This is a genomic window from Variovorax sp. RKNM96 (genome assembly GCF_017161115.1).
Classification (GTDB): Bacteria; Pseudomonadota; Gammaproteobacteria; order Burkholderiales; family Burkholderiaceae_C; genus Variovorax.
In genome coordinates this window covers 853,299-868,172 of sequence record NZ_CP046508.1, presented here as the reverse complement: position 1 = coordinate 868,172, position 14,874 = coordinate 853,299, and the positions used below count along the sequence as shown (strand labels likewise).

Sequence of the window (14,874 nt, the reverse complement as noted above, 5' to 3'; positions counted from 1 at the left end):
CCATGGCATTCATTTCACTCAAAAACGTCGCCGTCAATTTCCCGATCTATGGAGCGGGCGCAGCATCGCTCAAGAAGACCCTGGCGGCTTCCGTCACAGGCGGTCGCTTCGGCAAGGAAACCGGCGTCACCGTGGTGCAAGCGCTCAGCGGCATCAACATCGAGCTCAAGAGCGGCGACCGGTTGGGCTTGGTCGGCCACAACGGTGCGGGCAAGTCGACATTGCTGCGCACGCTGGCCGGCGTATACGAGCCTTCATCGGGCGAGTTCACGCGCCAGGGCTCGGTTGCCAGCCTGATCGACCCCGCGCTGGGCATCGAGATGGATGCGACCGGCATCGAGAACATCATGTTGCGCGGCCTTGTGATGGGCATGAGCAAGAAAGAGGTGGACCGGCTCTCGCAGGATATCTGCGAGTTCAGCGGGCTTGGCGAGTACGTCAACATGCCGGTGCGTACCTACTCGACCGGCATGATGATGCGACTGGCGTTTTCGATCTCGACCAGTGTCGAAGCCGACATCCTGCTCATGGACGAATGGCTGTCGGTGGGCGATGCCGAGTTCACTGAGAAGGCCGAGAAACGCATGCGGGACGTGGTTTCCAAGTCCGGCATTCTGGTGCTGGCGTCTCACTCCCCCCAACTGATCGCCAAGGAATGCAACAAGGTCATCCACCTTGAGCACGGTCGCATTGTTTCGCAGGAAGCCCCCGTCATCGCGGCATAGTCTTGGAACGAAGTAGCTGAATGTCGGCCAGTCGGCGCGCAATGCGCCGACCGGCCACTTCTGGCGCGAAGCGGTTCAGAGAGGCCCGCTTAGCGGTCGCTCCCAGGGCTCGGCTCCACTCTTGGTCCACGTAGACCTTGCGCATGAGTTGCGCCGCATGATCCACGGATGGTTCGGCCCATTCGCTGTCTTCGGAATACGGCGGGATGCCCTTCCCTACCGATACCAGTTCATAGTCGACCAGAAGGCTATTCGACGCGTCCATGAAGTCGGTGTTGCCGGAGTAGTTGGTTGCAATGACTGGCTTGCCCATCAACATGGCCTCAGCCATCGTCAAGCCCAGGCCCTCGCTGCGGTGCAGCGACACGTAAGCATCGCAGGCGTCCATCAAGGAAAGCACTCGACTCGACGGATAAACCTCGTTGATCAACACGATGTTCTCCTGATTCGCAGCCTCCTCGAGGACGCGAAACTGCTCCGGATGCCTCTCGCCAAAAGAGGTCTTCAAGACAAGCCGGACGGGTTCGTCGGGCTGGAACGCCTGCCGAAATGCGCGAATCAGCCCCAGCGGGTTCTTGCGCTCCATGACACTCATCATGTGGAACACAAAAACAAAGGTAAATACCCCTTCAGGCAAGCCGAACGCGGATCGTGCCTCGCGCTCATAGGGTGCGAGCAATACACCAGGAAACAGAGTCTTTACCGGTACGTCAAAGCGTGCGCGAAGCCCTTTGGCGACGAACTCCGTGGCGGTCCAGATCTCGTCAACCTCATCGTTGATTTCCCCCCAGTCGTCGGGGACATGATCAAACTCCCAGTACCAGTAGGCAATTCTGTACGTGCGCTGTTCGCTCGGGGCCAGATCAGCGCGTCTGTATGCGATGCGAAAGAACGGCGTTGGCTGAACATGGATCAGTGTCGATTCGTGAATCTCCTGCCCACCAAATTCCATGTGAATCGGCTCGTCGGCGACGTTGGTCCTGATGTTTCTCAACGAAGTCTGCACGTTGCACGCAGCCAGCCCACTGACGATGGCATCGACAGATGCCCGCAGTCCCGATGGATAACTGAAGTGACCAATGACGTTGAGACCCGGCGAAAGAAAGTCTGCCGCCTCCCATTGCGAAACTCGCGATTGGCACCAGACCGCAGCGCGCGGGGAGAGCGGAGCGTCCGGCGACCCGAGCCACGCCAGGAAAGTACGGGCATTCTCTATGGAAGCCCTTGCTGCGGGGTGAGACTGTCGCCATCCCGAGACCGAGCGATATGCCAGCCGGACCTGATCCATGTCGCTCAACGTTGACTTACTCAGTGCTTCGTCGGCCCATTCCCCCTGCACAGCAAATGCTCGCTTGAACCATTCCGCGAACTCATCGAAGCCAAAAATGGTCATGGCCGCGGGAAACCTCGCCTGCCAGGATGGAGTGAACTGGTAGGCACGCAGCAATTCGAGGGCAGGAACCTGGGCAGCCTGTGCGAATAGCCACCAGATTTCCTCCGGGTGCAACTCCGTTTCTGGATAGACAAAAGACATGAAGCACGAGAACAACGCCCCCGCTCCGGCGGGCGTCAACCCATGCGGCAGCGCAGCTCGAATCTCATCGGAAAAGAGAAAGATCTGCCGGGCGCGTCCTGCGAAGTCACCAGCGAGCACAGACTGGACATGCGAAAGTCCCACAGCGTCGAGTTCGAGTTGCGCCTGACCTGGACCTTGAAGCCAGTCCGAAAAACCACCGTCATCGCCTGATTGCAGTGACCGGGGAAACCGCTCGCGCAAGTCGGCCCGCCCCCAAAGCAAATCCAGGCAGAACCGTGCCGCAGCCAACTCATCACGAATTTGGCCAGCACCCTGCGCAGGCCATCGCAACTTGCTGATTGGCTGCCCAACGGCGCACTCTACGTTGTGATCATTGAACCAATCAAAAGCGGGCACGGGCGGCGACATTTCGCCCGAGCGCTCGCGAGCGGCAACAACCGCGATCTGCGTCGCCAGGAAACGATGTTTTTGCTCTTGCCGCGCCTCCCGCTCTAGCCTACTGCGATAGGAACGCAGGCGCGATGGCAAAAGCCAAGGAGTTAGCGCCCAGCGAACGACTTTATTCATTTTTCGAAGCCAATCAAATCGCAATAGCCCTTCACCTTAACCGGACTCGGCCGAATATCTATGAAAGTACTTGCGAAATATTTTTTAGCGTATTGTCCCAATAAACCAATTGCCTCAACGATTTTTCTTCGGCGCTGGGAAGCGGAGCCAATATTTCTCCTCGGGCGATGCGGGCGGCCACGCGCGAAAACTGCACCTGATCGTCGCAAATATGAAATTCGGAAAGGCGCGACGAAAATTCAAAGCCTCTGCATGCAAATTGCGTGGCAACCACCGGTTTTCCTGAGGCAATGGCCTCCGCAGTCTTCAAATTGGAACCCCCACCGGAGGTAATTGGAACAATAATCCCCGACGAACCCCAGATAAGTGCCGCCAGCAGCGCGTCAGAAACTTGCCCTACTTTTTGAACTACGCCGGAGTTTGCCGTTGCATAGAGTGATGCCTCAGGTGGTGCATACGCCTCCAAAATACCCCCCACACTGCCGACAACCACGATCATCGCGCTCGGCGGAATGCTTGCCAAGCAGGGACCCAGCATCCTCCAGAATCCGACAGCATTGGGAGGGTGGGCACTTGCCGCAAACAGCGCATAGGTGCGCCCTCTCTTGAAAGAGTTTACTTCATTCAATTCGGGCGCACTCAGCGCCCTTTTTTCTACCCCATTGGGGCAAATTTGAATAGCAGCCGAAGAGTGTTGGGAGAAATACTCCGCATCGGACGTTGTTACGCAAATTATGCTGGAGGCGGCGCGCGCAAGGGAAAGCTCCAGACTTTCCACTTCATCAACGAATTGAGAAATCTTCCTCTCATCGAGCAAGTGATCTCGAAGAATTGCAGCCTTTACATGAGACTCTATATTTTGCGATGAATAAATTATCTTCGGCTCGGCACTTTGAAATTTTGGTGTGGAGAGTATTTTCTGGACAGCCGGCCAAAGCCATGGTTGCTCAAAGAAAATAAAATCCGGGGAGAACAACTCCATCTTTTCGCTCAGGAACTGCTGGACCTGTAAATTCGAAACGGAAAGTCTCGCCATTTGAATTTCGGCCCCATATGGCATATCGAAAGGGCGAGGCTCATGATCCAGATTGACAACAAAATCATTGTCTTGATCGCGTTCCGAGTAGGCAGGCTCGCATATTGAAAGCGTTAGCACCTCGCATCCCTGGTGACGCAAATATTTGCGAATTTCGGATACACGAATCTGCCCACCGTGGCGCGGCGCCACGATCGGGTACGGCGATATTTGCAGGATGCGAGTCATTGATTCAGAGCGAAAGCGAAAACTTCTTTCGCATAGGTTGACCAGTCCTTCGGGATAAATTCGTTGCGAATTCGCTCCTCCAATTTTTCGCGCAAAGCATCGTTCGACGACCAATGAAGAATGGCATCCCGCCAGCCCTGGACATCCTCGGTCTTTATGGCAGGCATCATTCCGCGAGTCGCCTCGATCAAAGCGGGAGCGGTGGACACGATACAAACTTTTCCGTATGTCATGGCTTCCGCAGCCCCCAAGCCCCACCCCTCTACCCGTGAGGGGAAAACACAAAACAGAGATCTTCGATAGATCTCGGCAAGCTCCCGGTCATCGACATCGCTCAGGAAATGAATCTTTGCACGCAGTCTTCCATCGCGTTCATATTGCACAAACATGTCGTCTACACCCCAACCGCGCATTCCGACACACACCAGATCTGGCATCGAAGAACCTTCCTCAATTCCGCGCTGCCACGCTGCCAGGAGCGTCTCGTGATTTTTTCTGGCCTCTATGCTGCTGACGTAGAGAACATATTTTTCGGGAAGTGCCCGCGTTTTCGCATCGAATTCTTCGACGTAGTTGGCAAGGCGATCCCCCATCAATACAGTTTGCAGTATCGGGGTTTCTCGAAAATCAAGCTGTCGCGCGACAGCCAGATAGCGAGATCGTGAAAATTCGGAAATACACGAAATCCGGTCGGCCAAATTATTCAGATAATAAAAATAATTAAAAAATCGCCGCGGAAACTCCAAAGAATTCGCATACTCCGGGTGCTCGATTGGAATCGTGTCGTAAAAAATCCCCGAAAACCCGAATCCCAGCCTGTTTTTCATCCAATACAGAAGCTCGTAATTGGAATGATCCCAATCCAAGCCTGCCGAAACAAGAATATCCTCGCTGGAAAGAAAATCTCCTTGCGTCATTGCAGCGGTCAAGGCTCCAGGAACATGCATTTCGAGCGAGTGACTGGTCGATGCCGGCGGCAAGAAAGTCGCAACTGACTCAGGAATCGGACTAGCTTGTGGCTCATAACCCAATGCTCGACGTGTCAATTTTTTGAAAACAGCCGCTGTGCCCGCGGCTCGATAGACATTCCACGCCGCCCGCACGTTTTTTCGCTGATTCTTCGGGACCATTAACTTTAGTCCAGCCTTGGTAAAGGTTCGAGCGCGAGCACTGAACTTCACAGCCTCTGGCATCACGATAGTCCGAGCGCCCTCCTTTTCCTCTTCTATTTTTTGAATTGCCATTTGTTCCGCAATCCTTCGCGCGGCCAATGCGCTTCCCGCGGATCTCATTTCCTCGAGGCGTTGCGTCACCACGTCCAAACTCACTGGATTCAGCTTCGCCCTATCGGAGGAAAACCGAACGAAAGCAACGGGAAAGTCATCTTGCTTCAGAAGATAGGCGGCCAATTCGTACTGAACTCGTACGATGCCAACGGGTGGTCGATCCCATATGAACAAAGTCGATACATCGAAGACCACCCTGCGGCGTACCAGCGAAGGGGCACGCTGCCCGATCTCAGATTTCATCTGCATTTTTAGCACACCGACGGATTACCGAAATCAATTCATCGGCACTTTGCCGCCAACTGATACAAGACATTTTTTCCGAACTAGGTGCGGCTCCGCGCTCATTCATACCCAGCCATTTCTGTATGCAGTCAGCGAGATCAAAGGCAGAAGTGCCCGAGAAATAAAAAGCGGAATCTGCAGCCACCTCGCGAAATACTGGAAGATCTCGCGCGATGACCGGTAAATGGTGCTGTGCGGCCTCCACCAACGGCAACCCAAAACCTTCACCCTCACTTGCAGCAATGAGGCATGTGGAGGTTGCATAGATTTTCTCCAGATATTCATCGCTAATCTGACCAAGCCAGAAAAGTCGGCGTCCGGAGTACTCATGCGACCGGATTCGTTCAATCAGCAGATCGACAAGCCAGCCTTCCCGTCCGACGATGATGAGGTTTGATTCAACCCCTTCATCCCAGAGTTGATCGAACGCTTCAATAGCTTGCTTGTAACCCTTGCGAGGCTCAAGAGTTCCGACCATCAGGAAATTCGATTTGCCCTTCAGCTGCTCCAGCAACTCCTCGGCTCCTTCGGGCATTCCGGCGGTGGGCACGCTGGCGCCGACATCTGCTCCCAACCTAAAATTGGTGACGATTGGCCTATCTAATTGCGCGTGGCCGTGCGCAATCAGCCAAGTTCGCACTTCGTCCGCGACGGCACCCGAGATACAAATAAGCCCATGAGCAACTGAAGCGATGCTTTCGAGCCACGCTTCAAATCCCTTTCCAACGCCAACGCTCCACCAATCCGGCCGAAGAGCGGGAAGAATGTCATAGATCACAAAGTAGGATTTGACTCCACGCTTTTGCCAAGTCGAGTGAATACCGTGGACCTCCCGTGTCAGGTGTGGACTTAAATCAAGCCCAAGATAAATATCATCCTGACACACGTCGACAACAAAATCGCCCTCGTTGGATGGAGCAACTCGCATTGAGTCTGCGAATTCATTGGCGGCCCAATAATTGCCTTTTGAAAAGTATATGGGCTGAATGAAAAAATCCGCGGGAGGCGCATCCAGAAGATTTTTTACCAGACTTCGAACGACTCTCTGAATTCCTGATTTGACGTCGCTCAGCACGATCACGGAGACGTCGATGAGAATTCGCGGCCGCAAAAACGGGTTTGTATTGAAAACCAGGCATCGAGCAAGAGCTGCGAGATCGACATTGCGAGGGGGAGGATATGCCTCTATCCGAGCCACCGCGTCGATGACCTCGCCTAGGGAAGCGAGTGACGCGGAGGGCGCGTTCGCTCTTGCGTTCTTCGAAGAACCCAGTTTCTCTTCAATGGCAACCCTTGCCAGCATTCCGGTTCGCGGCCACGAAAACATTTTCGCCCGCTCCAAGCCACGACGCCCCAATTCGGCAGCCCAAAGCGGGTCATCGAGAACTTGCCCGATTTTTTCAGCAATTGAATTTATTGAAGAAGGATCGAAGAGGGCACGAGGATCATCTACAACTTCAGGAATGCTGGTGCTATTGGCGCCGATCGCGGGTGTGCCGCAAGCCATTGCCTCAAGAATCGGGAGACCAAATCCCTCGTGAGTCGACGGAAATATAAACAAAGATGCAGCCTTGTATAACTGCACCAAATCCTCGTCGGGGACATATCCTGTCAAGACAAGATCTTCTTCCGCAAGCCCGGCCTGAATGCGGAGATGCCGGAGATGATCTCGCTCCGGCTGCCCAAGCTTGCTGGCGATCACCAGTTGGTATATCGCGCGTATATGCTGCGGCTGCCTTGCAAAAGCGGCGAACAGATTTTCAAAATTCTTGCGCGCGTCAAAACCGCCTGGTACATACAGGACCATCTTCCGCTGCACTCCGTACCGCACGGGTATGGATGCATCAACCGAGCTCGCAGAGAAGAACCTCCCGTCGACGGCGGCCGAAATATTAACGATCTTCTGCTCCGGAATTGACAGTGCTTCAATCGCTTCATCTTTCGAATGTTCGGAAATTGCAAGCAACAGGTCAGCCCGTTTCAGGTCGTCGATTTTCCGAAAATAGTGCCTCTTTTGCTCTTCCGAACCGAAATATTGCGAGGGGTTCAAAAAAGGGATCAAGTCATAGAGAACAACTGCAGTCTTCCACGGAGAACTCGCGTCGATTGATACCGCGGCATCGAAAGAATAGCCTTCAAACAGGCTTGAAACGAGAACAACCTCCGGATTTATCTTCGCGATCGCCTGCGTTCGGGCTATCTCGGCCGCTCGCGCCCGCCATTCATTGCTGCGATCTTGCTCTGCAACAGGAACAGGAATATCAAAGGAACGGATCCTGAAGCTCGGAATAATGCCGTCGAATTCTCGACGAATTTCCAGGAGGCCATCCTCCAAGCGCGCATTAACAAGAAGCCAATACTCCTGAGCACCGGGATTTTTTACAAGCTCCTTTGCCAGAGCCAGCGAATATCTGCCAATTCCTCTGTAGCGACTGCCTGATTGCGCCCCTTGAAGATCGATCAGGATTTTCATTACTGCCTTTTATGGGATTTTTTTAGGTCAAGGTATATTTCGCGCACTTGCGGGGAGAGGCTTTTCGGATCGATCGTGTACGCAGCACCCCCCCCGCTCGCGTTCAAAATTTTTCCCATTCTTTCTTTTATACTAGGGAATCGGTTCAACGCTTTCGAAATCGGTATAGCGATCTTCGGGCTTCGATTAACAAAAGTGGCCGTTCGAATCAACGCAGCTTTCACCCGTCGCGTGACCCCCGATTTCATACGCCCCTCTTGGGCCGCGGACACGAGCCGCCTAGGCCCATTCGTCATCATTCTGAGTGGTGCGGTCACTTTCCAAGAGTTGCTTCTATAAATTGCGAGCAATTGATCTGCATGCTGTTGAGCGCGGGCTTCGGAGGCTGCCAATTCGGCGCGCATCGACGAAAGCTCCATCGATACAACTTCGAGGCGCCGACTCAGGAAATCCATTGTGGCGGCGGCTTGCCGGTCCTGCGTCGCCAAACGCTTTTCCACATCCATTAGAGTTTTGAATTTCCCTTCCAACTTTTCATCGTAAAAATCCGAAACACTGATCAAATCGGCGCCGCGGGTCGGAGGGACAATTTGCGCAATGGATTTAATTGTTTTTGGAATTTCACCTTTTTGGCCTAGAACTGCGTAATCTGGGCTTGCGCCACTTATCACGTCATACAGCCTGACATTCTCTTTTGATAAAATATCGCGCGATTCCTGCAAGCGCAGCACCGCGACGTTGATGAATTCACAGTAGTCGACAACAAAAGAAAGAAGCTCCGAAGGGAGCGGCCGCTGATGGGTCGGGTCGAGATAAAAATTCTTGGTGCCAACCAGAAGATTCTCGGGGTTTGGCGTCTCCAGGATGATCACCCCCCCGGGGATAAGCACTCGATATGCTTGGGCGATGAGCTCGCGCAGATCATCAAAGGAAATGTGCTCCACTACATGGAAAGCGGAGACGATGGATTGACTTTGATCGGGTAGATTTCTCAACGCGGTTAACCCGTCTTCGAGCTTTACATCCAATCCTCGATCCAGACAGTCCTTGAGCATTCCGGCATCGAGGTCGACTCCCGTTGCAGAGATGCCGATTTCACGCATCAATTCAAGCCATTCACCTCGACCGCACCCGATGTCAATTGCTTGAATCACGCCCGACTGACTCAATACTGCTGAAGCATATGGCAGATACTGGCGGCGCAGGTTGCCAATGTATTCACGCGGTGCGTAATACCTTTCTTCAAAGGCTCTATAGAACGGCAATTTCAATCGGAACCTCTTTTTTTCTATATTTCGTGCTCACAGCATTGCGAACGCCATCGTGGGGAGACCAAGGAGTCTAGCCCCAGGGAAGGCCTCCTCACGCCGGGTGTGAGCTCCGGGGAACAGCCTCGATGCAAGCGATGCGACGATCTGTAAACCATGCGTACGGGACAGTCCGATCGCGTGTTTTGTTTTTCGATCTGTAACCCGATTGTCAGCCAGCCAAGACGGTGGGCCGCGGAACCATGCACTTGGACTGCGGCAGAATCGGGGCCCTGCGATCTCCCCCGCTGGCGATCGACAAGCCCCCGCAAGGACAACACATCTAGGAACAGCAAGAGATGACAAAAACTCTGAAACGCGCAGTCGTGACCGGAATCACGGGACAGGATGGCGCTTATTTGGCAGAACTTCTGCTCGGCAAGGGTTACGTTGTCACAGGAACCTATCGGCGCACCAGCTCGGTCAATTTCTGGAGGATCGAAGAGCTGGGCATTCAGGACCACCCCAACCTCCATCTGGTCGAGTACGACCTCACCGACCTGGGCAGTTCGCTGACGCTCTTGCGAAACGCAGAGCCTGACGAGGTTTACAACCTGGCGGCGCAGAGCTTTGTGGGTGTGAGCTTCAGCCAGCCCGTCGCGACGGCGCAGATCACAGGCATCGGTGCCCTGCACCTTCTTGAGGCGATCCGCCTGACGAATCCGAAGATTCGATTTTACCAAGCGTCGACTTCAGAGATGTTCGGCAAGGTCCAGGCGATACCGCAGATCGAGAGCACGCCGTTCTACCCCCGAAGCCCGTATGGCGTGGCCAAGCTCTACGCTCACTGGATGACGGTCAACTATCGAGAGAGCTACGACATCTTTGCAAGCAGCGGCATTCTGTTCAATCACGAGAGCCCATTGCGAGGCCGCGAATTCGTGACTCGAAAAATCACGGACTCGGTGGCCAAGATCAAGTTGAAGCAATTGGACGTGCTTGAACTGGGGAACCTGGATGCAAAGCGCGACTGGGGCTTCGCCAAGGAGTATGTCGAAGGCATGTGGCGGATGCTGCAGGTGGAACAGCCCGACACCTTCGTGCTGGCGACCAATCGCACCGAAACCGTACGCGACTTCGTGCGGATGGCGTTCAAGGGCGCAGGCATCGACATCGAATTCAAAGGCATCGGTGAACATGAAACCGCCGTCGATGCCGCAACGGGTAACACCGTGATGAAGATCAACCCGAGGTTCCACCGTCCCGCAGAAGTGGACTTGCTGATCGGTGATCCTGCACATGCCAGCGCAAAGCTCGGATGGGCGCCCAAGACCACCCTGGAACAACTTTGCCAGATGATGGTGGAGGCAGATTTGCGACGCAACACACAGGGCTTCTCGTTTTGAAGATTCTGGTGACGGGAGCGAGCGGGTTCACCGGCGCTCCGTTTGTGAGGACGGCCGCAGCGGCCGGCCACCATGTGGTCCCGCTGCAGTCGGATTTGCTTGATCGCGAGGGCATCGCACGCGAAGTGTTGGCTGCAGAACCGGATGCAGTAGTCCATCTCGCCGCCATCAGTTTCGTAGGACACGCGACCCCAGATGCGTTCTATGCCGTCAATGTTGTCGGCACGACCAACCTACTGGACGCCGTGGCGAACCTTCCGCGGGTGCCGCAGCGCGTGTTGATTGCGAGCAGTGCCAACATATACGGCAACAGCGCGCATTCGCCGCTGACGGAGGATCACGCGCCTGCCCCCGTCAATCATTACGCAGCGAGCAAGCTGGCCATGGAGCACATGGCTCGCACCTATGACCATCGATTGCATCTGGTCATCGCGCGCCCTTTCAACTACACCGGGCCCGGGCAAAACGTAAGCTTTGTCGTCCCCAAGCTAGCCTGGCATTTCGCAACAAGGGCCCCACGCATAGAGCTCGGGAATCTGGATGTAGAGAGAGAGTTCAATGACGTTCAGATGGTCTGCGATGCTTATCTGCATCTGCTGAACTACGGAGAAAGCGGTGCAACCTACAACATCTGCTCCGGGCAGCCGTACACGCTCAAGCATCTGATCGAGACGCTCAGTCGACTGACAGGCCATCGGCCAGGGATCGATGTGAATCCCGCGTTCGTGAGAGCGAACGAGGTTCATAGACTCTGCGGGAGCCCTCAGCGGCTCAATGCGCTCCTGGCGAAGCACGGCGCGAAGCTTAGTGTCCCGCCGCTCGAAGATACACTACAGCGCATCCTCAGAAGCTACGGGCAGCAAGAAGACACCGCCTAACGACGGTGAGCCTGCGCGGCACGCTCCGCGACCTCCATTCGACTGACGCCCCGCCGACAGATGCCTGTCGGATTCGCCTGCCACGCCGCAAAAAAACATGGACAACTCAACGCCAGAATCGCCCCGCTATCGCGGTTGCATCGTCGCCCTGGTCGTGCCCTGCTACAACGAAGAAGCAACGGTCGCACAGGTAATTCGCGCGTTTCGCGCTGCCATGCCGGCCACCCATATCCACGTCTTCGACAATGCTTCGTCGGATGCGACCGCGGCCATCGCACGACAGGAAGGCGCCAACGTCATCTCGGTTCCATTGCGTGGCAAGGGCAATGCTGTGCGGCGCATGTTTGCCGATGTCGAAGCCGATGTGTATGTGATGGTGGACGGGGATGCCACCTACGACGCGGCCTCGATCCATCTGTTGGTTGACAAACTGATCGACGAGCGCCTGGACATGGTCGTTGGATGTCGACGCACCGCAGCCGAAGATGCTTCGGACGCGTATCGGCGTGGACACCAGTGGGGCAACAGAATGCTCACCGGCAGCGTCGTTCGAATCTTCGGAGGCACCTTCTCCGACATGCTGTCAGGATATCGTGCTTTCTCGCGCAGATATGCCAAGACCTTTCCTGCGCTTTCGCACGGATTCGAGATCGAAACTGAACTCACTGTGCACGCGCTCGAATTGCGGATGCCCTACGGAGAGGTTCAGACACCATATGGCTCAAGGCCCGAAGGATCACAGAGCAAGCTCTCCACGTACAAGGACGGCCTGAAGATCGCATGGACCATTGCGCGTCTGTACGTTAGCGAACGCCCTCTGACCTTCTTTCTCGCATGCGCGGTGGTTTTGGCCGCAACATCGGCACTTCTTTCGATTCCGGTGTTGTTCGAGTTTCTCGAGAGCGGTCTGGTTCGACGCCTTCCAACCGCGGTGCTTTGCGCCAGCCTCATGCTCATGGCGATGCTCTCTCTGTCGTGCGGATTGATACTGGACAACGTGACCCGAGCCAGACGCGAAATCAAACGCCTTGTCTATCTGGGCATCCCGGCCATCGCGAAAGTCTGATCGCCGAACTCGCTCTGGTTCTCAGCGGGGTCGGCCTTCTATCCGAAGCGATCTGAGGCCAATTCCAAGTTCGCGCTTGTCGGGCCCCTCTCCCAACTCAAACGGCGAGGTTTTTTGCGGAATAACGATGCGTACGCGCGATTCGCATGGCACCTCGTTCTCCAACTCCACAGCCACCTCGCTCGCCGCGTGTCCGAAACTGGCGGCCGCGGTGCCAGAGCCAACAATAACTCGCACAGGTCGATCGACATTTGGCCCATAGGCATTTGCGAGCATCGATATCTTCAAACGCCCTGTTGGCAAGCACCGATTCAATTCAATCGATGCTTCATCTGCCTCGGTCCAGCGCCCCCATGACTCGGGCGGGCTAAATCCGGTCAATCCACGAACGGCGCCTTCCCAAGGCATGTCCTTGCCTAACGTCACGTTCACCGTCGATGTCTTGGTGTTGCGATCGACTGTGGCTTCCGCACCTGGCTCGCACGCGACGTAGCCGTCGACACTGGACTTGAACGACCAGCATTTCAATTCCTGGTCCTTGCTCATGCCAGCAAAAACCTCGAACGTATTTCTGATGCCCTCCGCGGAGGCGTGATTTGTCAAAACTCTGACAGGCAATTCCCCTCGTTGCACTACTCGCTGGCGCACAATTGAATCAAACTTTGACGAGAAGTCGACGCGATAAAACTTGCTTCCCGTTGAAAGAAAAGGAAATATGTATGAATTTGGAACACCCTGAACCAAATAGATGGCCGGCGTTTCTTCAAGAGTTTTTGGCAACTCAAGACCGAAGGGATTGCTCGAGGTGATGGATTTTTTTGTATGGCCCCAGTCTGGCACTTTGATCATCACCCCGCAAACCAAGGTAATTGCCAACACAGCCCCCATGATGGCCCGCTTTTTCTCAAAAAGACGCGACACAAAAATCCAGATGATGACACCAAATAAAAACTCGATAGGTATGAGATATCTTTGATAAGCAAATGCAGTTGCCCACAGCATGTAACTGACAACAAAAAATACCACTACCACCAAGCTAGATCGTTCTAGTTTTAACTTTCTCCTCATGGCAACAAGCGCGGCCCCCAGCGCCAGCACCACGATCAACCTGGCATCGGCAAAAGGAATCTCGGAGGTTTTTCCTGTAAGAGACGCGGATTGAAAAACGTATGTTGCAAACTCCGTCAAACTGGAAAAATACCATCGCATATCCCTGAAACTGACAGCCTCAAAATAAGGAGACTTGAATATGGCGTTATACAAAGGAAAAACCGGACTCCCCCAGCGTTGATAGAGAAGCACGTACCACCATGCAGTGCACGTAAATCCAACTACCGCTCCGGCCGAGTAAATGAATCCGCTTTTTGCTGCGGAGCGCAATCCGTTTGAGAAATGCGCAACAAAGAGTGCAATAAAAAAACCAACTGCAAAGGGCGCATTCGTCAACTTCAATCCGCTGGCAAGACCCAATAATCCCCCAGAGACAAAAATCATTGCGCCCGATGGCGCTTCCTCCTTAGCTCCTTTAATGCCAAAATAAATAGCCCACAAAATAAATGGCGCTGTCGTGGATGAAAAAAAAGTGGTGCCAAGCTCACTCCACCAAAGAGGAGCCATCAATCCAAGCGCGACGACAAAAAGCTCTGTGATACCTATTTTTTGATAGCCGAGATCTCGCGCAATTTTTCTGCATATGAGTAGAAAAGGCGGAACTGCAAGCAACTGCACAAACAGTATGGCCCAAGCGCTCCAGGGAAACCCCAGGAACTTCAACGCCAAATAGGCCAGCAAATTCACCGCAGGATGAAAGAAGGTCTGCAATCCGGCCGCGGCCAAATCCTCCTCAAACCGCCCATGCAAGACAAAGAATCCGGAATAAAAATGGTAATTAAGAAGATCCCAATTTAAATCCTGACCTCGTCTGTAGACGAAAACCATGGCGACAATTGCCACAAGCATGGTGATTCCAGCAGCATGCATGCGATCGCCGCGGATTTTCAAAATCATTTCAAAGATGTAAGAGAAAAAAAAAGAAGGTGCAACAACTTCAGAAAGCTGCGAGACGCACGTTTGCTCGAGGCAGTGGCGTTGTGAGTTTTTCGCCCCCCCTCTCAGGGCACTCTTGCGGGCTCAACGCGGG

Annotated in this window: 10 protein-coding genes; 4 read left to right on the top strand and 6 right to left on the bottom strand. The window is 54.3% G+C overall.

The features are described 5' to 3' along the window. Positions 1 to 2 precede the first annotated feature (2 nt). Positions 3 to 725, top strand: coding sequence for an ABC transporter ATP-binding protein (locus GNX71_RS03920; RefSeq protein ID WP_206177113.1), 723 nt, complete (start codon positions 3 to 5; stop codon positions 723 to 725). Here GNX71_RS03920 and GNX71_RS03915 read toward each other — a convergent pair. The 5 genes from GNX71_RS03915 to GNX71_RS03895 are packed head-to-tail and all read right to left on the bottom strand — an operon-like array spanning position 712 to position 9,408. Next, positions 712 to 2,829 (bottom strand): glycosyltransferase family 4 protein, encoded by a 2,118-nt coding sequence (locus GNX71_RS03915; RefSeq protein ID WP_206177112.1) that lies wholly within the window; start codon positions 2,827 to 2,829, stop codon positions 712 to 714. The two genes, GNX71_RS03920 and GNX71_RS03915, sit on opposite strands and share 14 nt — an antisense overlap. A 58-nt stretch (positions 2,830 to 2,887) precedes the next feature. After that, the gene (locus GNX71_RS03910; protein WP_206177111.1) at positions 2,888 to 4,093 is read right to left on the bottom strand and encodes a hypothetical protein; all 1,206 of its coding nucleotides are present in this window, start codon (positions 4,091 to 4,093) and stop codon (positions 2,888 to 2,890) included. After that, the gene (locus GNX71_RS03905; RefSeq protein WP_206177110.1) at positions 4,090 to 5,622 is read right to left on the bottom strand and encodes a glycosyltransferase family 1 protein; all 1,533 of its coding nucleotides are present in this window, start codon (positions 5,620 to 5,622) and stop codon (positions 4,090 to 4,092) included. The genes GNX71_RS03910 and GNX71_RS03905 overlap by 4 nt, the downstream gene beginning before the upstream one ends. Continuing rightward, positions 5,612 to 8,137, bottom strand: a complete 2,526-nt coding sequence (locus tag GNX71_RS03900) for a glycosyltransferase family 1 protein (RefSeq protein WP_206177109.1) — start codon at positions 8,135 to 8,137, stop codon at positions 5,612 to 5,614. The genes GNX71_RS03905 and GNX71_RS03900 overlap by 11 nt, the downstream gene beginning before the upstream one ends. Continuing rightward, a complete protein-coding gene (locus GNX71_RS03895; protein WP_206177108.1) occupies positions 8,137 to 9,408 on the bottom strand; it encodes a class I SAM-dependent methyltransferase in 1,272 nt (423 codons plus the stop codon). Before GNX71_RS03895 ends, GNX71_RS03900 begins: the two co-directional genes overlap by 1 nt. Positions 9,409 to 9,743: 335 nt before the next feature. On the opposite strand from GNX71_RS03895, the gene gmd reads away from it, so the two are divergent. The 3 genes from gmd to GNX71_RS03880 all read left to right on the top strand — a co-directional run bounded on the left by gmd (position 9,744) and on the right by GNX71_RS03880 (position 12,734). Continuing rightward, entirely contained in the window at positions 9,744 to 10,790 is a 1,047-nt protein-coding gene (gene gmd / locus GNX71_RS03890; protein WP_206177107.1) for a GDP-mannose 4,6-dehydratase, read from the top strand. Continuing rightward, positions 10,787 to 11,668 carry a GDP-mannose 4,6-dehydratase gene (locus GNX71_RS03885; RefSeq protein ID WP_206177106.1) on the top strand — a complete coding sequence of 294 codons (882 nt, stop codon included), beginning with the start codon at positions 10,787 to 10,789 and terminating at the stop codon, positions 11,666 to 11,668. The genes gmd and GNX71_RS03885 overlap by 4 nt, the downstream gene beginning before the upstream one ends. Before the next feature lie 97 nt (positions 11,669 to 11,765). Then, a complete protein-coding gene (locus tag GNX71_RS03880) occupies positions 11,766 to 12,734 on the top strand; it encodes a glycosyltransferase (RefSeq protein ID WP_206177105.1) in 969 nt (322 codons plus the stop codon). 21 nt (positions 12,735 to 12,755) lie between these two features. On the opposite strand, the gene GNX71_RS03875 is transcribed toward GNX71_RS03880, so the two are convergent. Continuing rightward, complete coding sequence (locus tag GNX71_RS03875; RefSeq protein WP_206177104.1) at positions 12,756 to 14,741, bottom strand: hypothetical protein; 1,986 nt, start codon at positions 14,739 to 14,741, stop codon at positions 12,756 to 12,758. Positions 14,742 to 14,874 lie beyond the last annotated feature (133 nt).